This window comes from Halostella sp. PRR32, from assembly GCF_034808085.1.
In the GTDB taxonomy this organism is placed as follows: domain Archaea; phylum Halobacteriota; class Halobacteria; order Halobacteriales; family Natronoarchaeaceae; genus Halostella; species Halostella pelagica.
Map to the genome: position 1 here is coordinate 178,326 of NZ_JAXHGL010000004.1, position 21,923 is coordinate 200,248.

Consider the following 21,923-nt stretch of genomic DNA (forward strand, 5'->3'; position numbering starts at 1 on the left):
TGTACGGCATCCGGTTCCGAAAAGAGTGCGAAACCCCAGCGCTCCATCCCGTCCAGGCGGCGGTACCTACAACCTTTAGTTTCGCCGGTGATTACACCGACGCATGCGAGACGCATATGTGATGGGAGCCGGCCAATCTCCGTTCGGCTCCTTCCCAGAGGAGACGTACCTGACGCTGTTCGACGAGGCGTTCGATTCCGCACTCGACAGCGTCGAGGGGGACTTCTCCCCGGACATGATAGAGGAGGCGTACCTGGGAACGCTCGGCGTCGGCGGCCGTCAGTTGGGCCTCTCCGGGCCGGCGGTGACCGAACACGTCGGCCTCCACGGCATTCCCACGACGCGGGTCGAGAACGCCTGTGCCGCGAGCGGCTACGCCTTCCGGCAGGCGATCACCGCCGTTCGGTCAGGCATGGTCGACGTCGCCCTCGCGGGCGGGTACGAGGTGATGACCGACGCGAGTTCCGACCACACGCGCTGGTGGTTGGGCGTCAGCGGCCAGACCGAATGGGAACGGACCAGCGGCACGACGTTCGCCGGAGTGTACGCCCAGATGGCAAGCGCGCACATGGAACAGTACGACACGACCGTCGAGGACCTGAGCCGCGTCGCGGTGAAAAACCACGGCAACGGCGCGCAGAACCCGAAGGCCCACCTCGGCTTCGAGTGCTCGCTCGACGACGCCGTCTCCGCGCCGCCGGTCGCGGACCCGCTCAACCTCTATCACTGCTGTCCGACGACTGACGGCGCGAGCGCCGTGGTCGTCGCCAGCGAAGACGTCGCAAAGGAGTACGACGACGCGCCTGTCCGGGTCGCCGGAACGGGCGCGTCCAGCGGCAAGGTCGGCCTCTTCCAGCGGGAGTCGCTGACGAGTATCCCCGCGAGCGTCCGCGCCGGCGAGGACGCGTACGAGGCAGCCGGTATCGGCCCGGAGGACCTGGATTTCGCGGAGGTCCACGACTGTTTCGCTATCGCTGAACTGCTCGCATACGAGGACCTCGGCTTTTGCGACCGCGGCGAAGCGGGGCGACTCCTCCGTGAAGGGGTCACGGACCCCGACGGCGAACTGCCGACGAACACGAGCGGCGGCCTGAAATCGAAAGGGCACCCGATCGGCGCGACGGGGACCGGCCAGATCGTCGAGGCGTTCGAGCAGTTACGCGGCGAGGCCCACGTTCAGGTCGACGACCCGCGGTACGGGCTCGCTCACAACGTCGGCGGGAGCGGGGGCGGCGTCACGGTTCACATCCTCGAACGGGAGGAGGCAGCATGAGGGGGGTCACCGCCGCCGGGGTCTACCTCCCCCGGTTCCGGCTCTCGACTGAGGAGACGCAGGAAGCGTGGGGAACAGCCCACGCGTCCGGGATCGAACGGAAGGCGGTCCCCGCCGCCGACGAGGACGCACTGACGATGGCTATCGCTGCGGCGGAACGAGCCCTGGATGGGGGACCGGTCGACCGCGGCTCTCTGAACCTCGTGGCCGCCGCCACGACGACGCCGCCGCTCGAAGAGGGCGAGTTCGTCCCGCGGCTTGTCCGAGCGCTCGACCTGCCGGCCGACGTCGCGAGTTCGACCGCCACCCAGCACGCCGCGGCCGGCGCGGAGGCGCTCGGGCGAGCGCTCGACGCCGACGGCCCGGCGCTCGTCGTCGTCAGTGACTGTCCGGCGGGGGATCCAGCCGATGCGGATCACCCCCTCGGAGCGGGCGCGGCCGCGTTCGTGATCGACGACGATCCCGTGGTCGCGGTCCGAGATATCGCGTGGCACAGCGACGACACGCCCGGCGTCCGCTTCCGCGAGCGCGGCGAGGAGAACGTCGAATCGCTCGGGATTACGACGTACGAACGGAACGTCGTGCGCGAGGGCGTCACGGAGGCCGTCTCTGCACTCGACGTGGACGCTGAATCGGCGACCGGCGCTGCGGTCCACCAGCGCGACGGGAAGTTCCCCTACCGCGCCGCAGGGGACGCGGCGCTTTCCAACGAAGCCGTGGCGGCGGGAACAGTCGTGGATCAGGTGGGCGATTCCGGCGCTGCCACCGTTCCGATCGGCCTGCTCTCGGCGCTCTCCGAGGCGGACGGGTCGGAACTGACCGTCGCAGCCTTCTTCGGCAGCGGTACCGCGGCCGCGGTCGCGTTCGAGGGAGGTCTTCCCGTTACCGGGATCGACGCCGTCGACGGCGGTGACCCTATCGACTACACGGCGTATCTCCGGGAGCGGGGGTACGTGGTGGAGGGCGAGGTCACCGGCGGCGGCGCGCACGTGAGCATCCCGACGTGGCGTCGGTCGCTCGACCAGCGGTACCGGCTCGTCGCGGGGGAATGCCCGAAGTGCGGCGGCGTCACGTTCCCGCCCGAGGGAGCCTGCCAGGCGTGTCACTCGCGGGTGGAGTTCGAGCAGTTCGAAGCGCCGCGGACCGGGACGGTCCGGGCGCTAACCGTGATCGGCCAGGGCGGCGCGCCGCCGGAGTTCGCGACGCTCCAGCAGCGTGACGGAGCCTTCGCCGTCGCTATCATCGCGCTGGACGCCGAAGACGGAGCCGTGACGCTCCCGGCGCAGATCACCGACACGGACCCCGAGTCGGTGGACGTGGGCGACACCGTCCGGGCCACGATCCGGCGGATATACACGCAGGAAGGGGTGCCCCGTTACGGCGTCAAGTTCACGCCGGACGGGTAATCGTCGAGGCGGGGAGCGTACCGGATCGGGTCACCGTCGCGGCGCTCCACGACGCCGAGCGCGGCGAGTCGCCGGAGGTGGGCGGCCGCCTCACCGGCACCGAACTTCGCGTGGATCCCGTCCATCTCGCCGAAGAGGTCGCGAGCCGCGGCCCACGGCGTTGCCTCGCCCGCGTCGGCGACCGCGCGAAAGGCCTTCGCCGCGCGGTCGCGGTGATGCTCCCGCACCGACGCCACCGCGGCCTCGATGTCCACCGTGGTCCCGTGGCCCGGTTCGCCGCGGTCGAACTTCGCGTTCACGCGGTCTATCGACTGCAGGTAGTCGGCGAGCGGGTCGTCCATCCGCGTATCGCTGCCGCCGACGTTCGGCGTGTACGTCGGGAGCAACAGGTCGCCGAGAAACAGCGTCCCCTCGTACACGAACGACGCGTGGCCTCCCGTGTGGCCGGGCGTGTGGACGAAGGCAACGCCGGCGACGAGGTCGCCGTCAGCGTGAGCGCGAACTGCGTACTCGTCCGGAACAGGCGAAGGTCGGTCAGATTCGACGAGCGCCGCACACACCGGGTCGGGGACGCCCCACCGCCGGAGCGTCTCGGCGTCGCGGTTCAGGCGTCGGTCGCGGGCGGCGGCGTACTCTCCGACGAGCGGCGCGTCCTCGGCGTGCATGTGAACTGTCGCGCCCGCCGCCTCCGCGAGCCGACACGCCAGGCCAGCGTGGTCCATGTGCCAGTGAGACACGAGGACGTGTTCGACCTCGCGAACCGGAAGTCCGGCCTCGTCGAGGCCCGTTCGAAGGGCATTCCACGTCGTCTCCGTCGGGGAACCGGGATCGATTACGACCCCCTCGTCGGGGAGGGCGTACGCGCTGTTAACCCCCTCGGGCGACCCTGCACCGAGCGGGATCCGTTCGACGGCGGTCATCGTATCTCCTCGTCGAATCCGAGGTCGTTCCAGCGGTCGAGCGCCGACTCGCGGATGTTCTCCGGGAACGACGACTCGAAAGTCACCCGCGGCGCGATGTAATCCTCGTCCCATCGGGGGTCCCAGGTCGCGCTGATGTACAGCCGCGATCCCGTCTCCCCGTCTCGGCGGTACATCGGAGCGCTCGCGGCGGGCGCGTTCGGGTCGCTGAATATCCAGTCGTTGCCGGGATGGGCCTTCACCCACATGTCGTCCAGCGCTCTGGCGAGGTCGGTCGGCTCCGCGTACTCGTCCAGTACCAGCACCTTGTCGAAGAACTCGGAGAACGAGAAGAGCGCGTTCGCCAACTGCCAGTCGAACCCGGAGTAGAGTATCTCGCTCGACACGAGACACAGCCCGAGACGGCCTTCGACCGGAAGCTGGATCCACGACACCGGCGAAACCCCCCAGTACCGGTTCACCCGGCGGAACAGCGCCGCCGCCTCGACCAGACTCGTCAGGTGAATGTCGTCCGTCAGCGGCGCACCGAGCGGAGTGAAGGGGACGACGGGGTCCTCACGCAGTGCGAGCGAATCGGCGCCGAAGACGGCCGCTGCCGTCTCGCAACCGCGCTCCCAGATCGCCGACGACCCCTCGAACGACTCGTCGACCGGTCGTATCGTCCCGTCGACCCTGACCTCGGCGCTTGCGGGAACGACCCGGTCGCCGACTCTCGACAGCGGGATATCGTCGAGGCCGCACGCCCGCTGAGGGACTTTGATAAGCCCCCCGTCCTGTGTCCACCCCTGGAGCGCCGCGAGCAGGGACGCACCGGGGACGCCGAGGACGACGCTCGCCGGACGCTCCCCGTCGCACCAGTCGACGAACCGACGGGGGACCGAGATGCGAAGCCGAGAACTCCGGTGGACGTAGCCGCGAACCGGTGCCCACGAGGTGGTTCCATCGCGTTCGACGGCGACGAGTCCGAGGGTGAGTAGCTGTCTGCCCTCGTCGGCGACCGTCGGAAGCCCGAGCGAGTAGAGGTCCACGTCGTCCTCGACGGTCGCGGCGGGATCGACGAACACCGCGTCCTCTATCGGCCGCATCTCCCTGTCCGAGAGCACGTCGAGAAGGTCGGCGTATTCGCACTCCCGACCCAGCCCGATCGACGCGGCGATCCGACGCCAGGGTCGATGGTGACGGCTCGAAATCTGGTCCGGGCCGGCGTAGACGCCGCTTGCGAAGTCCACCTCACCCGAGGTCGATCCGAAGTGGATCGCTTCGCAGTTGTGCCGGAGCGCTTCGGTTGCGACTATCGCGCCTTCCTCGTCCCAGTGGACACGTTCGTCTACCGTCAGGAGGTCGTCTGCGGCGCGGAGGGCGTCGAGGTGTTCTCTGAGAGATGTCATCGTCCCGTCTCCCCCGGGTCGATGAACTGCAGGTGGTCGGCGTTCGCTCCGGCGTCAGTGAGTAACGTCTGCGCCCAGTACCGCGTATCGACGTCCTCGACCGTCGGGTCGGGGGCTTCGTCCTCGCCTCTGGTGGCGTCGATGTACGCCTTCGCCGTCTTCGCTTTCGACGTCCCCGTCTGAACGTTGCCTTTCTCGCTCGGCGTCTGGTAGATGTTCAGCGGGACCTTCGGCATCGTCTCGACGCCGAACTGGTGGAAGTCCTCGTCCGGGTCTGCGTGCAACGCGAGCGATTCAAGGACCGCGCGCTGGTCGAGGGGGTCGACATCAGCGTCGACGAAGACGAAGAAGTCTACGTGGAGCATCCCCCACGTCGTGAAGATGAAGTTCGCCAGTTCGTGGAGATAGCCCGGGGACGTCGAGTTCGTCGAGATGACGTACACCGTCCGCGGCGTCGACTGCCACGGCACGCAGAGGTCGATATCGAACCCGCCCGCCCGGAGACCGAGCGTCGCGTCGGGGCCCACGCACCCGATCTCCATGGAACTCGTCGAGTTCTCGGTGTAACCGACGCCCGTCCCCTCGACACAAAACGGAACGATCGGGCGTTTCTGATGGGTGATCGCGGTGACCTCGAGCGCGGGCATGGACCGTCGCGGTCCGTGCATGTATCCGAAGTAGTCGCCGAACGGCCCCTCGTCGCGTCGCGCGTTCGGAACGATCTCCCCCTCGATGACCATCTCCGCGGTCGCGGGCACCATCAGGTCGTTCGTTTCGCAGGGGACGAGTTCGATGGGGGACCCCTTGAGACCGCCAGCGAACTCGACCTCGCTTCGACCCGTTGGGATCCACATGACGGAACTGAACTGGACGGCGGGTTCGGCCCCGACGACGATAGCGACCGGCATCGGTTCGTCGCGGCGCTCGTACTTGTAGTAGTAGAGGTTCGGCGTCTGCTCGCCGGCCAGCAACAGCACGCTCGCAGTTTCGCTGTCGTGGATCATCGTCCGGTGGTACGACCAGTCCACCCAGTCGGAGTCCGGGTCCGGCGCGACGAGCGTGTGGAGATTCGAGTACCGACCGCCGTCGCCCGAATGGATGTACGGCCACGGGTAGTCGAGCAGGTCCACGTCGTCCGTGTTGACCACCTCCTTACACGGTGCGTCCGAGGCGGAGACTGATTCGGGGCCCCGGGGGTCCTGTAGCCTATCGATGGTCATCTCGTAGAACTCCCGCCGGGACACGTCCGGAGGCATCCCCATCCCGAGCGCGATGCGGTCCCAGGGGCGGCGCTGGGACCCTCGGTACGGGTCGCCGGCCAACTGCGCGCTCTCCGTTTCGTTCGACTCGAACAGGGGGATCTTGTCGTCGTGTTCGTTCGCCAGCATCGTGATCGCGCTCGCTTCCAGGTTCCACGACACCGGCTCTTCGATACGAGTTAACTGGTCCTCCGCTTCGAGTTTCTGCAGGTACTCACGGAAGCTATCGACCGTCATGATCCGTCGCCGTCGCTTCCAGTGAGTTCGCGCTGTTCGCGTTTGACCTTCAGGTCGACGTACTCGTCCACCAGATCGGGGTGTGCGTCCGAAAGATACTCGAACATGATAGTCCGACTCGCCTGAGAAACCGAACTGTACTGCCCGGTCTCGACGAGATACCGAAGTAACGTCTTCACCTCCTCAGACCGCGTGTTGATGACGGTCGGGTCGCTCTCCGTTTCCTCCATGACCGACTCGAGTACGTTCCTGTCGACGCTCTCGGACTCGATGTCGGTTTCGAGGATATCGATAAACCACTGTTCCTCCGTGTTCTCGTGGGGACCTTTCACCACTATCAGCGGGTCGGGATCCGCGAGGTCCTCTCGGTCCCGGCTAACCCTGGCTCGCGTGCTAAAGATCTCTTTCGTCTCCCTGTCGGTAATCTGAATGCTGATCTCCTCCTGCTCGGGGTGCGGGGGCAGATTGGTTTCGGAGGTGACGTATTCGTCGGACATACACGGTGGTATGTGTTTCCAAGTCGCCAAATAAAGTCTTATCGTGTGCTAACAGGGATGTGTCAGTCGAGAGCGGGTCTCCGAAGAGCGTCAGCCGGATACAGCGGCGATCCGCGCCGAATCAGGGTCAGGGAGCGACTTCCGTGTCTTTGGTGATAACGTTCCACTCGTCAGGGTCTATCACGTTCCCGTCGAACGAACTGTGTTCCGGGTACGCGGTGAACACGAGGATGTCCACCCTATCGTCGAGGTAGTCCACGAGGGTCGCCAGATTCTCCTCCGTGAGACCGCCGAGTTGGTCTAACAGCATGACCGGGACGTCGTCGGCGACCTCGAACGCCTCGTGGCCGGCGAGCGCAGCGACGATCCCGAGCAGTTCCAGTTCCCCTTCGCTCAACGCGTCGATGCTCGCTTCGCGGCCGTTTCTGGCGACGACGAGGTCGAAGGTGCTGGTCAGTCGCGCCGTCTCGAAACTCGTATCGAACCGGTCGAGCAGGTCGGCGATAGCGTCGTCGAACGCGTCGCGTGTCCGCCGCTTGATCTCCTCTTTCCGGTTCCGGAGCGATTCGATCTCCGCTTCGAGTTCTTCGTACTCCGTTTCGAGGACGGATCGCCGTTCTGCCTGCCGTTCGGCCCGCTCTAACTCCTCGCGTTTCTCGTCCAGTTGCGTCTCCGTGTGCTTTATCTCGCTTTTGATCTCCGTGAGTTCGTCGCTGTGCTCGGAAACGGAGTCGTTCAGGTCCGCTATTCGCTCGTCGAGGCTTTCGAGACGCTCGGTCGCCGATTCGAGGCTCTCGCGGCGGTCGGCGAGTTTCGTTTCGAGGTCGTCGATCTGCCGTTCGAGGTCGTCGCGACGGCGACCGGCTTCTCGGATCTCGTCTTGTTTGCGTTCGAGTTCCTCCGCGCGTTCGTCGTATTCGGCGGCCTCCGCCTTCAACTCGGAGATGCGCTCGCTCAGATCGTTTAGGTTGTCACGGAGTTCGTCCTCGGAGGTCTCCCCGCCACAGACCCAGCAGTTGAACTGGTCTTCGAGGAGGCCGTGGTCGACGTTCGTTAGGAGGTCGCCCCGGTCCTCCTCGAGTACCCGTTTGTTCACCGAATAGACCGACTGGAGAAGATCGACATCGCCCTGAATCGATTGCTGCTTCTCGCGGGCCTCGGCCAGTTCGGCGGTTACGTCCTCGTCGGGAACTGAGAGCGATTCGTACTCCTCACGGACCTCCTCTAGCTTGTTCTCTATTCGCGTTACGGAATCGGACAGTTGCTCTTTCCGCTGTTCCGTCTGAGACAGTTCCGCCTGAAGTTTGCTCAGTTCCTCTCGGTCCGAATCCTCGTCCCGTTCGTCCGTCTGGTCCAGTTCATCGCGAGTCGCTTCGAGGTCGTCAAGTTCGTTCGCGAGTTGTGTCACGTCTTCCTGGAGACTGGGGAGCCGTCGAGCGGCCTCTTGTGCCTGTTCGAGTTCCCGTTCGATGCTGGACCGTTCGGCTTTCCTGTCGGCGATTTCGGCTTCGATATTCTCGAAATCCAGCGGCTTCGCGAGTAACTCCTCCAGATTATCGCCCCGACGGACGACCTGACGGATCGCATTGTCCTCGTCGAGAAACGCGTACAGGTCAGCGCGGATCCGGTCGTACTCGTCATCAAGGAACGGCTCCCCGTTACGGACAACGGTGTCGTTGCGACGTTCGAGTTCGACGGAGTACTCCCCCTCCGGCGTTTCTAGATCGACACGTCCGGAGGTCTCACCTTCGGTTAGCGGCGTCTCGGTCCCCATCGAAGTCTCGATAGCCTTCAAAAAGCTAGATTTCCCCTGCCAGTTCGCACCCTGAACGACGTTTCTCCCGGGTCGGATATCCGCGGACCCACTCCGTATGCCGGCTATATTTTCGGACTCGACGGTCCATTCCATACAGGGTATTCGGTCGCCACTCGTTAAGGTTTACTGTTATTACTATCTTACATATCAAAATACCAATCCTGGCCATCGTGATTCGGAATATACACCATCTATAGCCGTCTAACCAGGCATTAAGAGAATTATACAATATTATATTTCTCCGAGACCGGAGAGCGAACTGGGAATATTCCCGGAGCCGAAGCGCTCATAAATGAACTAGTAGTGAATACTTTAACGCCTCCCGTCCGACAACCTTTTTGTCGGTAGAGACTTTCATTCGGGCACAGAATCCGACGCAGTAGTACTCTATCAAGGACAATGAGCTGTAAAATCGACACGGTCGTACAGAAACACGATCTCGACATCTCGCAGGCCGGGTACGGAGATATCGACGAGTATCTCCTCCAGCGCTGGACGGGCGAGGACGGGCGGCCAGCCGAGGGGTATCGCTCACTCACTGAGTGGTTCAACAAACGTCTACTCAAGCGGGTGTACGACGAACACAACCGGCAGACGACGGGGGTCAAGGTAGAGAGCGAATACGACGTGTTACAGTCGAAAGACGAACTCACGAGACGGGAGTTGGAGGACGACCTCCGCACAACGGGGATCGACGCCGACGAGGTGACGGCGGACATGATCTCGTGGAGTACGATGCGACACCACCTCAACGACTGTCTGGACGGTACCAAAGAGACGGAAACGGCGGATTCGGACTGGGAACGCAAGAGCGTCGAAATAGCCAGCGAGCAGGTAGAGGAGAAAGCCGTCGAGGCGGTTCGGTCGCTCTCGTCGAAAGGTGAGATCGCCGACTCCGGAGAACCCGGCATCGCCGTGAACGTGAATCTGTCCTGTCCCGAATGCCACGTCCAAACGCCGTTTTCCAAAGCAGTCGAACGGGGATACGTCTGCGGTGACCACGCTCACGACGACCCGGAAAACGGGGACGGCGAGTCAACGCGATCGCTTTAGATTAGCATCGGTAGCCAGGTTTCACGTTAGCTGTTCCAACCAACCTCCTGTGGTCTCCGTAATCAGACGGACTGACACGCTACCCGTTGACGGTGATTATCAGGACGCCGGCGATGACAGCGACCGACGCGGCGACGAGCTTCCACGTTACCCGTTCGAGTCGGTCGGGCATGAAAACGGCAGACAGCAACACGACCCACAGCGTGTTCGTGATGACGATCGGCGTGACGATACTTACTGGTGCGATCTCTAATGCGCCGTAGTAGCCCAGAAGGAACAGTGTATTTGCGATTCCTGCAAGCAGGAACCACCGCATACCGCCGTTGCGGAGCATCGACCGGTCCGGCAAACTGTTTCGCGACCGGAGATAGAGCGTGAATCCCAGGATCGCCGCGCTCGTTTTGACGACGAGCCCGACGGGTGCGGGCGTCCCTTCCTCGAACGCGAACTTGGCGAAGACCGGTTCTAACCCGTACGCGAACGCCGCTCCCAGCGGGATCACCAGCCCTATCAGGAGTTCCGACTTCGCCAGGTCGTCCGGGTTCTCGTTGTTTGTCTCCCACGCGATGGCGATAATGCCGCCCATCACAAGCAGAATACCCGCGAGATGCAGTACAGTCAACTGTTCGTCGAGCAGCATGATCCCGAACACCGTCGACGTGAGAGCCCACGCCGCCACGATGGGCGTCGTCCGACTCGCTCCGATGCGGTTGATACTCGTGTACGTTAGCAGTCGCCCGAGCAACGTTCCGACGAGTCCGGCGGCCATGAACCAGATCCCGGAAACGTACGTGAGGCCGTACTCCGGATAGTACGCGACGCCGACGAGCGGGAGGAGAACGACCACGTTCACGCCGATGACGACGACGACCGCCTCGTTCGCGTTTCCCTCGTCGGTTCCCATCCTGATGAACAGGTTCTGGGAGGCGATAGCCAACGCGGCACCGAGCGTCATCACAACGGCGAGGAGTGTCGTCGGGTCTACCATCGTATTTGTTATCTTTTCCTCGGATGCGATTATATGTCTGTGGTAGTTCTGTACGTCCAGAACGGATTAAGGTAACAGTCGGTAGATCGCGTATTATCCGTATCTCCGACCGGTTCCACGTCCTGCCGTTCTGTCACGGTATCGTTAGTCGTCCCCGGTAACTTCGTTGCTCCCCTTCCCTGCGTCAGGGCTTTGGAGCACGGTTTCGTCGGTTTCAGGCCCGATCGGCTCGGCGCGAACGCTCGATACCTTGAATTCGGGGATACCCGCCTGCGGGTCGAACGTCTCTTGCGTGAGCGTGTTCACCGCCCCGGCCGCGAAGTGCATCGGAATGAACAGCGTTCCTGGACCGACGCGGTCTGTCACCTGCGCTTTGACGATTATCTCGCCGCGACGGGAGCCGACGCGAACGTATTCGCCGTCCGAAACGCCGAGATCGGCGGCCGTGTCCGGATGGACTTCGACGAAACTCTCGCCGACGTGGCGCATCAGCCCCTCGACGCGACGGGTTATCTGACCGGTGTGCCAGTGATACAGCACCCGGCCGGTCGTGAGCGTGAGCGGGTACTCCTCGTCGGGTACCTCGCCGGGATGGCCGCTGTCAGCGGGGACGAAGCGTGCCAACCCGTCGTCGAAGTTGAACTCCCCGTCCTCGTAATCGTAGAGATACGGCGTCCCGGCGTGGTCTTCGTCCCAGCAGGGCCACTGGAGGCCGTGTTGATCCCCCGATTCGAGCCGGTCGTAGCTGACGCCGCCGTATATCGGGGCGAGGTCGCTTATCTCGTCCATGATCTCCCGCGGGTGGTCGTAGTCCCAGCCGTATCCCATCCGGTTTGCCAGCGCCTGCGTGATCTCCCAGTCTTGCCGGGCGTCTCCCGGCGGGTCGGCCACGCCGCTGACCCGCTGGATTCGCCGCTCAGTGTTCGTGAACGTCCCCTCTTTCTCCGGCGACGTCGCCGCAGGGAGGACCACGTCGGCGTGGTCCGCCGTCTCGGTCATGAAGATGTCCTGGACGACGAGGAAATCGAGTTCCTGAAGCGCCTCCTCGGCGTGCTGGAGGTCAGGTTCCGAGAGCGCCGGGTTCTCGCCGACGACGTACAGTCCACGCAGGTTCCCATCGTCGGCTTCGGAGAGCATCTCCGGGACCTTCAGCCCCGGTTCTTCCGGCGGCCGTTCGCCCCACTCGGCCGCGAATTTCTCGCCGACCTCGTCGTCGGCGGGATCCTGATACCCTGGGAGACTGCCCGGCAACGTTCCCATGTCTCCGCCGCCGCCCTGCACGTTGTTCTGCCCGCGGAACGGGGAGAGTCCCGCACCGGGTTTCCCGACCTGCCCGAGCGTGAGCGCCAGGTCCGTGAGCGCGAGGAGGTTCTGGGTTCCGTTGCTCTGTTGAGTCATCCCCATCGCCCACCCGAAGACGACGCTGTCGGCTTCGGCCAGCGTCTCGGCCGCCGATTTCAGTTCCTCTGGCGGGATACCGGCCATCTTCTCAACCATCTCGGGGGTGTACGACTGGACTTTCTCCCTGACGCGTTCGAATCCGGTCGTGTTCCGCTCGATGAACGCCTCGTCGTGGAGGTCCTGTTCAATGATGTACCGGATGAGGCCGTTGATCCAGGTCACGTCGTACCCCGGCGTCGTCCGCGTGAACTGGTCCGCGTGCTCGGCGATTCCGACCTTCCGCGGGTCGAACACCACTAGATCGGCCCCGTCGCGGACGTTCTGTTTGATCCGGGTCGCGAGTACCGGATGGGATTCCGTGGTGTTAGAGCCGGTGATTAGATAGGCGTCGGCCTCGCCGATGTCCTCGTTGATCCGATTCGTCATCGCGCCGTAGCCGAGAGTCTGTTGCAGTGCCGCGACCGTCGACGAGTGACAGAGCCGTGCGCAGTTGTCGATGTTTTTCGTCCCCAACACCTGACGGGCGAACTTCTGGACGAGGTAGGCCTCCTCGTTGCTTCCTTTCGAGGACGCGAGACAGCCGAGCGCGTCGATTCCGTGCTCGTCCTGGATATCACGTAGTTCGGCTGCAACGTAGTCGAGCGCCTCATCCCACCCGACGCTCTCGAATTCGCCGTCCTCGTTGCGGACGAGCGGTTCGGTGAGCCGACCCTCGCTGTTGGCGAACTCGTGACCGAACTTTCCTTTCACACAGGTCGAGAAGTTGTTCGCCGGAGCCGAATTGGGGTCGTCGACGGGCCGAACGCCAAGGCTCTCACCGTCCTTGCCGACCATCTCGAAGCGACAGCCGACCGCACAGAACCCGCAGGTCGTCTCCTCGGTGTCGAGGCCGCGCTTTCTGTAATCGCCGACCGCCGTCGCGATATCGAACAGGCGGCCTTCCGGGATCGCGCTCGCGGCGACGTTCTCGGCGGTGTGTTCGCCGAACAGCAACGCCTTCCGGCCGTAGTCCTCGGCGAGATCGGTCAGACCGCGCTTGCTTCGCGCCACGAATCGAGCCAGCCCGGTTTTCGTTTCGGTGCTGGAGCGGATAACGCCCGTGTCCGGCCCGCCGCTGCGGTTGGGCGCGGTCGTGTCGTCGAGCGTCTCGACGTCGTCCGCCTCGATCACCGTCCCGACGGAGTTTCGCTGGGTGAACCCGGGCAGCGGAAGCGTCGTCGTCTCTCCCATCCCTTTCTCCGTCAGCGCCCCGGTCGGACAGACGGTAGCGCAGTGTCCACAGGAGACACACGTCGAGTCCCCCATCGTTTCGGCGTCGGACTGGAACCCGATCCGGGTGTCCTCGCCCTGCCCTTCGATACGGAGTACGCCCTCGACCTGCACGTCGTTACAGCCCTCGACGCACCGGTTACAGAGGATGCACTTGTTGCGGTCTATCTGGATGAACGACGACGTGTCGTCTATCGGCTCGTACTCGTCGCGGTCGTCGAACACCCCGTAACGGGGGTGGTCGACACCCTCGCTAATGGCCGCGTCCTGAAGCTCACATCGGCCGTTACCGTTGCAGGTCGTGCATCGAAGGTTGTGATTCGAGAGGACGAGGTCGAGGTTGACGCTTCGGCTCTCCTCGGCGTCGGGCGTATCCGTCTCGACCGTCAGACCGTCCTCGGCCGGGAACGAACAGGACGGAACGAGCCCGTACTCCTCCGTCTCGACCATGCAAGTGCGACACTCGCTTCGGGGGCCGATCTCGTCGCTTCCGTCCCCCTCCCGGTCGTAGTAACAGAGCGCGGGGACATCGGCGTCGGCCTCGACGCCGTCAGCGCCCGGATCGACGCGTACGGTCTCGTCGTCGACGGCCTGCATGGCGTCGATAACTGTCGATCCGACCGGTACCGTGACCAGGTCACCGTTCACCGTGACTGTCGTCGGGCCGGAGCCGTCGGTTCCGACGTCGGGGTCGTTCGCCGTGCCGGTTTCGAACTGCGCCGTGACCGGCGTGTTGTGCTGTGGGTCTTCGAGGTCCGGGACGCCCGGAAGTGGTTCGTCGGAACTCGTGGAATCGTCAGTACTCATAGTTTCTCCGTACAGGTACCGCTCGGACAGCGGCCGTTCGCGTGGGCCTTGAACTCGGGTTCGAACTGGTCGATCGCCGTGACGACGGGTCGCGGTGCGTGGGCACCGGTCTTGCAGTTGCTCGTCCGCTGCATGACGCGGCCGAGTTCGCGTATCTTGGCCGTCTCGAACGACCCCCGGTACACCTCGCGCAGGAGTTCGGTGAGCTGTTGAGTGCCTTCCCGACCCGGAACGCACCGACCGCTGTTTTCCGCGGCCGCGAAGCGGGCGCGTTCACCCGCAGTCGCGACGGCACAGCGCTCGTCGGACAACAGTTCGACGACCCCGTCCGTTCCGAGGCCGGCGGCGGCAAGCGACTGCGCGGTCGGTGCCACGTCGAGGTCTCGGGTAATGCCCCCGAGAACGCCCCCGACGCACGCCATCTTGAACGGTCCAGTCATCCGAACGGCCTCGCGAACCGCGCCTATGCTTCCGGTGGAATCCAACTCCACAGTCGCCCGATCTGTCACGTCACCAGTCACGGTCACGAGTCGCGTGCCGGGGTCGGCCGCCGCCGGATCGAACGCGTCCGGGTCCCGGATCGCGTACTGCACCTGCGCGAACGTTCTCGGCGTGTGAACCACCGTCGGACGACCGTACAGACCGTACTCCGCAGGTGACGGTGGCTGAATTCGGGGTTCGATCCGGTCGGCCCCTTCCATCGCTTCCAACGCGGCGGTCGGTCCGCCGGCGCGATACTCGTCGGGGCCGGCGACGAGTTGTGGGACCACGGACAGTTCGGTGTCAGCTGCCTCGATCGCGCGCTCAAGATGCCGCTGGAGACCGGTGTCCGACTCGGGAACGTAGATTACCGCGTCGTCGGCACCGACGTACTCGGCGACGGCCGCGACGCCGTCGAGAACCGACAGCGGCGCTCCGGCAAGTAGTATGCGGTCCGCTCGCGTCCGTCTATCCGCGTCGTTCGCGTTAACGACGAGGACGGGATCGCCGTCAGTTTCCCGCACTCGCTCCCACGCGTCGGTGACAGCTTCGTCCTCGGTAGCGTCGCCCCGACCGCGGCCGAGTAAACCGATATCGGCGGCGACGCCCGCGCCTCGACTCGTCGAAACGAAATCGTGGTCGCTCGGATCGAGAGGGTCTACCCAGCCACACGGTCCGAGGATTCGTCTCCGGCCGACGCTCAGCAGGCTATCAGTCGGGACGGGTAGCGTCGATACGTCCCGGTCGTGCTCGACGACGCCGTCCGCACCGTCGGGGAGGATATCGGGCCCATCGCCAAGGTGGTCTGGTCCGTCGGCGGGGATGTCCTGACCGTGGGCATCTCCGTCAACGCCTCCTGTCGCCAGTTCACCGGACTCCGCATCGGCGACGATAGACCGTACCGTCGACGGGTCCGGGTCGGCGTAAAACCAGGTCCGATCACCCGCGGTTACGAGGACGAGCGGCTCGAGTTCGGTGATTCCGGTCGGCCCGGTCCGGACGACTGCAACAGTGTCAGCAGCGTCGCGAGCAGCGGTTAGCGCTCCGGGTTCACGGCCCCACGGCACGTCTGACGAAATACGCACGACTGGTGAGCGGCCGTCCGTTCCCGATTTACCCATTATCACTCTTCCAAAGCAGTTCAAGAGTTAAAGCTTACCGTACCGGGTATACTGAGTGTCCCGAAATATGAGGTCACGTTTCTGTGATCGTTTCGCTACTCTCACCACATTCGGAACCACGAGGGTAGTATGGAATTGACTAACCGGCGGGAACTGCGTCGGTCAGGTCTCGGATCCGAAGAGTACAGGCACGGCGGACTCTATACATCGCCCGATGGCAAATCCACGATTCGACGAACTCAGAGAAGAGGCAGCAGCGGCGGTCGGTGACGACGACCTTCGCTCCGTCTACACCGGTCTCATCCACGAGGACGGGCAACACGAGTACTACTTTGGGAACGACACGGAAGAGGCAGCGGAGTTGCGGGAAACGGCCGCGGTTCAACTCGGGATGATGCTCCGCGTCCTCGCGGACCGGTCCGATAGTAGCATCGACGAAATAACTGACCTCGCGGTTGAGCGCGCTGAGGAGATGCAGTTACGGTGAACGAACGGTTCTCTCGCTTCCAGACACCCCAGGCAACGAGTGAACGGGCGTTACCCCACACCCCAGATAACGAGTGAAAAACTGGATGGCAACACCCCAGACAACGAGTGAAAACCGTGCGTGTATTCGCTTCAAACGGTAAATTACGCCGGTTACACACCCCAGACAACGAGTGAAGAGAGCGAGCACACACACCCCAGGTAACGAGTGAAAACGCAAATAGGTACATCGGTGGATCAGACGATCAGAGCGATTACGGAAAAATAAACAAACAGGATAAAGCCAAAAGAGCGATCACGACACAGATAGCTAGAGCAAATATAAAAGAGACAGCTATGTGGTTACACTCAAACGATCAAAACCGGCAAGACGAACCACACCGCTAACGCTCACTACGCGTTATTATATATCTAGGTGTACAAGCAATACATACATACATACAGTGTCAGTAGAAGCCTCAGTACGACATATTTCGCTTATATCGGCTCTAGAGTCCTACCCTTTATATAACAATCGCGCTTGCACCGTGAGTTGCCGGGTGGCGACTCTCCGCGTTTTCACTCGTTGTCGGGGGTGTGCGTATGGAGTGGTTCTTATACTACTCTCCGGGTATAGCGACGCAAAACGGTAGGATAGCCGTTTTCACTCGGTACGAGGTCCCGGGGTTTTATACTTCACCGCCGTGACGGGTCAGCTATGACGGATCGTGAACTCACCGAATACAACGGCGATGACCTGTTCGCGACGGGTGATATCTTCGCCCGCCGTGAACTTCTCCGGGTCGGTCACGTTCCCGACCGGGACCGGATCGTCGGCCGCGACCAGGAGCTACAGAGCGTCGGGCAGGCGCTCGGCCCGGCGACGGACGGCGGCCCACCGTCGAACGTCGTGATATACGGGAAAACCGGGACCGGAAAGAGCCTCGTCGCCCGGCACGTCACACAGCGGGCCAGCCGGACCGCCGTTCAAAACGACGTCGCGTTCTCCCACGTCTACGTCGACTGTTCGGATGCGGACACCGAAACGCGAGTCGCACGCGAGATCACGACTCAACTCGCGGCTGAAAACGACGATACTCCCGATATTCCCCAACAGGGTATCGGCGCGAACGAGTACTACCGGTACCTCTGGGACCTCCTCGAATCACGCGATACCTGCATCATTCTTCTCGACGAGATCGACATCCTTCGGGACCAAGACGTCCTCATGCAACTATCGCGAGCCGAGGAGACCGGAAAGACGGACTGTTATCTGGGTGTCATTTCGATCAGTAACAAGATCGAATTCCGTGACCGCCTGAGCGAGCGTATCGATTCGAGTTTGCAGGACGAGGACATCATCTTTCAGCCCTACGACGCCGGCCAACTCCGAACTATCCTCGAAAACCGCCGCGACGCGTTTCAGGAGGGGGTCCTCGCCGACGCCGTGATTCCGAAGGTCGCAGCGCTGGCCGCACGCGAACACGGGGATGCTCGAAAGGCGATCAACATCCTGCAGAAAGCAGGCGAACTCGCCGAGCGGGAGAACGACGACTACGTTACCGAAGACCACGTCGAGCGTGGCCAGCAGAAAGCGGAGGTACAGCGGTTCCAGGAACTCGTGTCGGGGTCTACGCCTCACGTCAAGTATCTACTCCGCTCGTTGGCTCAACTCACCGAGAACCATCAGAGCGACGCGTTCGCGACCGGCGAGATATACAGCGTGTACCGCGACATCGCCGCAAACGAGGGAAGCGATCCGCTCAGTCAGGACCGCGTGTATCGTCTTCTCAAAGAGCAGTCGTTTCTCGGGGTTACGGAGTCCAGACACACCGGTGGCGGGAAAAGCGAAGGAAGCTATCTAGAACACCGCCTCATGCGAGGGACCGATATCGTTCTTCAGGCGCTTGACGAGCAGTAGAACCCGGAACTGACCATTTGATCGGGACTCTCGTACAAGGACGTGATTCCTGGGACAATGATCGGTTCCCTCGTACAGGGTCGTGATCCAGACCTCTTCGACGGAGCCGTGGATCACTGTAGAACGTTCGGATACCGTGATTCGGCGCACATCTGAACCACACCAATTAGTAGTTGATACGTCCGACGTCAACGGATTCGTTCGAGTAACCCGTCGTCCGTTCGATAGGCGAACTCCACGGCGGCCGCTCCGAGCAGGATACAGAGTAACAGAACACCGTACAGATACAGATGTACTGGGCTGTTCGGCGACATCGTCCTATTGATGAGGAACATCCCAAGCACATACGCCAATCCCCCACCGATTCCCAAATTTGAAAGCGATATTTCACTCGCTACAGCGATCCCGACACCGACCCCGCCCGCAACTAGCAGGACGAGAGCTATCGTCAGGCTATTTCCGATCTGCTCTCCGATAGACGCCCAGTAGACGTTGTTCGGCGGCCAGAGAAGATAGCCAGAAACAAAAAGCACCGTCGTACTCACGAAGATTTCCGTGATTCGACGGTTCATACGTTCGTATTGCCGTACTCTATTATAAACTCTCGGACCAGTGAGTTAAAAATGGAGACTGTGCGAAATTCATCGCTGCCGTGGACAATTCATCGCTGCCGTGGACGCTAATCGTCAATCGGAGACGCCATGAACCGACCCCGATCCAGTTCCTTCGACGAAGGTTCGCAGGAAACTCGTGTCGTATGCGGATGAAAGATGACAAAGCGATTTCTCGGCCTCGTCCAGTCGCTTTTCGGCGTGCTGGCGAAGTTCCCTTTCCTCGGAACCCTGGAACACGGAAAGAACGTCTCCCCCTCCCGAACCGAACGTTAATTGTATCTGATGTCCCGTACCGAATCCACGCCCGACCGTCGCGAAGTGCTGCCGGTGGGTACTATCGACCCCGGCGAGTGTCGCTCCGATAACGGCCGCACCTTCACCGAGAACGCCCGCCGTGTCGTCGATAAACGAACGGCAGTCAGGGGCTGTCGGGGTCGATGAGTAGTTGGTACTCAACGCACCGATGACCGACTCCTGAACGGCGGTAAGCGTCTCGAAACACGCTCCGAGGTGGGCGTTGTTGATCTCACTGAGCGCCGAGTACGCCGACGTGTACAGGTAGTCACCGGAAAGTAACGCGGGCATCGGATCCCGCGTCAACGAGTGAGCTATCCCGTTGTCGAATTGGATCAACAGTTCGCTCCGCAACCGACAGTACCCCCGGAGTAGTTCGACCGCCGTTGCCGCCGGGAGGACTGTCCCGGGATCTCGGGAAGCGGGAGTCGCTATCGATTCGAACGAAAGCATCAGTAGCTGACCGTACTTCCGGTCGTCGTACTCGTCGACCGTCTCCCGGGCCGCTGTTAATCGGTCTTTGTCCGCGGGTTTCAGCACACTTTCAAGATGGCTGTCGATCTCGGCTCGCAGCTCAGTGAGAGAGCGTTCGTAAGTCATTGTTGTCAGTCGTCTGTTGCTGTTGGCTCACCACCAGTGTCGTCGACGGCTACGTCCGAACCCGCTTCCGTGAGGTCGTTCTCCCGCCACGTCCCGCGCTGATACCACGCGTAAGCGATCACCGCGCCGGCCACGTTCGATATCGCGAACGAGAGCCAGATACCCGTCTCGCCGATGACGCCGGCTGAAACCCACGCGATCGGGAACCGTATCACTCCGAGCATCAGCACGGAAATCGCCGCCGCTGTGAGGGTCTTCCCGGCGCCGCGGAAGCTTCCAGTGTAGGCGCGCATGATCCCGATGAATCCGAACGACAGCGCGACGTACCGCAGGAACTCCGCAGAGATATCGACCACCTCGGAGTTAGTCGTAAACACGTCGGCGATAGGGGCCGCGGCGAACCAAACGACGATCCCGGCCACCGTGAGGACGCCGAAGAGTGTTTTCGCCGCGAGCGCCGCTGCCTGTTCGGCGCGGTCGGGCTTGTCCGCACCCATGTTTTGCCCCGTCATCGTTTCGACGCCGCGGGCGACTGCGATCGCCGGGAGGAAGATAACCGAGAAGACGCGCGTTCCGATCCCGTACGCGGCGACGACCGGATCCGGAAAGAGCGCGACGATGAACAACAGGAGATTCATCGACAACGCCCGTCCTGTCCCTTCGACAGACGCGGGAAGGCCGATCCGAACGAGACGGCGGAGGTACGAGAGATCGGGCACCATATCCCGGAGGTGGATCTGGACGCCACGCGTCCCGCGGAACATGATCGCCAGTCCGACGACCAGCGCGAGGCCGCGCGAAAACACCGTCGCGATCGCCGCTCCTTCGATACCGAGTTCGGGGAACGAAACCGTCCCGACGATCGGCGCGTTCTCGACGACGGTCCACCCGAAGATCAGGAACGGGTCGATGATGATGTTGAGGACCACCGAGCCGAACATGACGAGCATGGGGGTTATCGTGTCGCCGTAGCCCCGCATGAGCGCGACGAACACGAAAAACCCGAACATGAACAGCAGGCCCAGCGAGATGACTTCCATGTAGCTCGACGCCATCGGCAGCACGTCCTCAGAGGCGCCCATGACTTCGAGGAACTCCTCGACGAGGAAGTACCCGACTCCACCGAGGAGTATCGACGCGATGATGGCGAACGTCACGGTCTGTGACGCGGCGTACTCGGCCTCTCGCTCCTCGCCAGCACCCGTATACTGTGCGACGAGGACGCTTCCAGCGACCGAAATCCCCATTCCGAGCGAGATGAGCAGAAACACCATCGGGAACGCGAAACTGATCGCCGCCAGCGCGTCGGTGTTGTACTGACCGAGCCAGAACGTGTCCGCGAGGTTGTACGCGGTCTGAAAGAGGTTCGTGATGACGATCGGCATCGACAGGAAAAAGAGCGGCTTTCCGATGCCGCCGGACGTGAGGTCGAACTCCTCACGACCTTTGAATAGCGACCCGATCCGACTGCGGACACCCATCAGTACGGTACCTCCGCTGTCGTTTCGCCGATCAGATGTGTCTCGACGTACTCGATCATCATCTCGTCGAGTCTCTCGACCGAACGGTCGACTACGACCCCTCTCGTCCGGGCTCCAGTGATCGCTGTCGTGAGGAACTCCGCGACGAGTTCGTGTTCGATGCTGTCGTCGAATTCACCTGTCTCTATCCCGTCCGCCAAGATCTCCTGAATCCGACCAAGCAGGGCTTCGTCGAACTGGGTAAGCTTGGTCTGAACACCCTCGTTGTAGGGTGCCTGAGCCTTCACCTCTAGCATCGCGGTGTGAAATTCCGTTCCCGGAACAGCGTCACCGTCCGCGAGCAGCGTATCGAACAGCGAACGGAGTTGCTCGCGAGCGGTTTCACCGGACACTGTCTCGATCTGGGCCATGTATCTGTCGTAGAGGTGATCGAGAAACGCGGTGAACAGCTCCTCTTTCGTGTCGTAGTGGTAGTGTATCGAGGCTTTACTCCTCTCCGCTTCGGTGGCGATGTCCTGTAGCGTGAGATCGGCGTAGCCACGCTCGCAAAGAGCGCGGTATGTCGCGTTCAGTATCTCGGTTCGTGGTCCTTCGTCCATCTCAGTTAGTACGAACACTTACTAACCAGTCAGT

The 21,923-nt window shown here is 62.6% G+C and carries 17 protein-coding genes; 5 read left to right on the forward strand and 12 right to left on the reverse strand.

What is annotated here, in order from left to right; all coding sequences use genetic code 11:
• The first annotated feature begins 103 nt into the window (after nt 1-103).
• Nucleotides 104-1,273 carry a thiolase domain-containing protein gene (locus tag SM753_RS15000; RefSeq protein ID WP_323192219.1) on the forward strand — a complete coding sequence of 390 codons (1,170 nt, stop codon included), beginning with the start codon at nt 104-106 and terminating at the stop codon, nt 1,271-1,273.
• Nucleotides 1,270-2,679, forward strand: a complete 1,410-nt coding sequence (locus SM753_RS15005; protein ID WP_323192220.1) for a zinc ribbon domain-containing protein — start codon at nt 1,270-1,272, stop codon at nt 2,677-2,679. Before SM753_RS15000 ends, SM753_RS15005 begins: the two co-directional genes overlap by 4 nt.
• Here the strand turns inward: SM753_RS15005 and SM753_RS15010 are convergent.
• The 5 genes from SM753_RS15010 to SM753_RS15030 form a co-directional block, all read right to left on the reverse strand.
• Nucleotides 2,649-3,599, reverse strand: a complete 951-nt coding sequence (locus tag SM753_RS15010) for an MBL fold metallo-hydrolase (RefSeq protein ID WP_323192221.1) — start codon at nt 3,597-3,599, stop codon at nt 2,649-2,651. The two genes, SM753_RS15005 and SM753_RS15010, sit on opposite strands and share 31 nt — an antisense overlap.
• On the reverse strand, nt 3,596-4,987 hold the full coding sequence (locus tag SM753_RS15015; protein ID WP_323192222.1) for a UbiD family decarboxylase: 1,392 nt from the start codon (nt 4,985-4,987) through the stop codon (nt 3,596-3,598). Before SM753_RS15015 ends, SM753_RS15010 begins: the two co-directional genes overlap by 4 nt.
• Nucleotides 4,984-6,483 carry a UbiD family decarboxylase gene (locus SM753_RS15020; RefSeq protein ID WP_323192223.1) on the reverse strand — a complete coding sequence of 500 codons (1,500 nt, stop codon included), beginning with the start codon at nt 6,481-6,483 and terminating at the stop codon, nt 4,984-4,986. Before SM753_RS15020 ends, SM753_RS15015 begins: the two co-directional genes overlap by 4 nt.
• Nucleotides 6,480-6,980: a hypothetical protein gene (locus SM753_RS15025; protein ID WP_323192224.1), complete on the reverse strand. Its 501-nt coding sequence runs from the start codon at nt 6,978-6,980 to the stop codon at nt 6,480-6,482. Before SM753_RS15025 ends, SM753_RS15020 begins: the two co-directional genes overlap by 4 nt.
• Nucleotides 6,981-7,107: 127 nt before the next feature.
• The gene (locus tag SM753_RS15030; protein ID WP_323192225.1) at nt 7,108-8,889 is read right to left on the reverse strand and encodes an archaea-specific SMC-related protein; all 1,782 of its coding nucleotides are present in this window, start codon (nt 8,887-8,889) and stop codon (nt 7,108-7,110) included.
• Between the two features lie 306 nt (nt 8,890-9,195).
• On the opposite strand from SM753_RS15030, the gene rdfA reads away from it, so the two are divergent.
• Nucleotides 9,196-9,849, forward strand: a complete 654-nt coding sequence (gene rdfA, locus SM753_RS15035) for a rod-determining factor RdfA (protein ID WP_323192226.1) — start codon at nt 9,196-9,198, stop codon at nt 9,847-9,849.
• Between the two features lie 79 nt (nt 9,850-9,928).
• Here rdfA and SM753_RS15040 read toward each other — a convergent pair whose 3' ends face one another.
• The 3 genes from SM753_RS15040 to SM753_RS15050 all read right to left on the reverse strand — a co-directional run bounded on the left by SM753_RS15040 (nt 9,929) and on the right by SM753_RS15050 (nt 15,915).
• On the reverse strand, nt 9,929-10,837 hold the full coding sequence (locus tag SM753_RS15040; RefSeq protein WP_323192227.1) for an EamA family transporter: 909 nt from the start codon (nt 10,835-10,837) through the stop codon (nt 9,929-9,931).
• Nucleotides 10,838-10,981: 144 nt separating this feature from the next.
• Nucleotides 10,982-14,314 carry a formate dehydrogenase subunit alpha gene (gene fdhF, locus SM753_RS15045; protein WP_323192228.1) on the reverse strand — a complete coding sequence of 1,111 codons (3,333 nt, stop codon included), beginning with the start codon at nt 14,312-14,314 and terminating at the stop codon, nt 10,982-10,984.
• Entirely contained in the window at nt 14,311-15,915 is a 1,605-nt protein-coding gene (locus tag SM753_RS15050; RefSeq protein ID WP_323192229.1) for an NADH-ubiquinone oxidoreductase-F iron-sulfur binding region domain-containing protein, read from the reverse strand. The genes fdhF and SM753_RS15050 overlap by 4 nt, the downstream gene beginning before the upstream one ends.
• Nucleotides 15,916-16,129: 214 nt before the next feature.
• Between SM753_RS15050 and SM753_RS15055 the strand changes: the two genes are divergently transcribed.
• Both SM753_RS15055 and SM753_RS15060 read left to right on the forward strand, forming a co-directional pair.
• The gene (locus SM753_RS15055; protein WP_135535946.1) at nt 16,130-16,402 is read left to right on the forward strand and encodes a hypothetical protein; all 273 of its coding nucleotides are present in this window, start codon (nt 16,130-16,132) and stop codon (nt 16,400-16,402) included.
• 696 nt (nt 16,403-17,098) lie between these two features.
• A complete protein-coding gene (locus SM753_RS15060; protein ID WP_135535945.1) occupies nt 17,099-18,301 on the forward strand; it encodes an orc1/cdc6 family replication initiation protein in 1,203 nt (400 codons plus the stop codon).
• A 188-nt stretch (nt 18,302-18,489) separates the two neighbouring features.
• Here SM753_RS15060 and SM753_RS15065 read toward each other — a convergent pair whose 3' ends face one another.
• The 4 genes from SM753_RS15065 to SM753_RS15080 form a co-directional block, all read right to left on the reverse strand.
• Nucleotides 18,490-18,873 carry a hypothetical protein gene (locus tag SM753_RS15065; RefSeq protein WP_323192230.1) on the reverse strand — a complete coding sequence of 128 codons (384 nt, stop codon included), beginning with the start codon at nt 18,871-18,873 and terminating at the stop codon, nt 18,490-18,492.
• 114 nt (nt 18,874-18,987) lie between these two features.
• Complete coding sequence (locus SM753_RS15070; RefSeq protein ID WP_323192231.1) at nt 18,988-19,809, reverse strand: polyprenyl synthetase; 822 nt, start codon at nt 19,807-19,809, stop codon at nt 18,988-18,990.
• A gap of 5 nt (nt 19,810-19,814) precedes the next feature.
• Nucleotides 19,815-21,290 carry an MATE family efflux transporter gene (locus SM753_RS15075; protein WP_323192232.1) on the reverse strand — a complete coding sequence of 492 codons (1,476 nt, stop codon included), beginning with the start codon at nt 21,288-21,290 and terminating at the stop codon, nt 19,815-19,817.
• On the reverse strand, nt 21,290-21,889 hold the full coding sequence (locus SM753_RS15080) for a TetR/AcrR family transcriptional regulator (protein WP_323192233.1): 600 nt from the start codon (nt 21,887-21,889) through the stop codon (nt 21,290-21,292). The genes SM753_RS15075 and SM753_RS15080 overlap by 1 nt, the downstream gene beginning before the upstream one ends.
• Nucleotides 21,890-21,923: the final 34 nt, after the last annotated feature.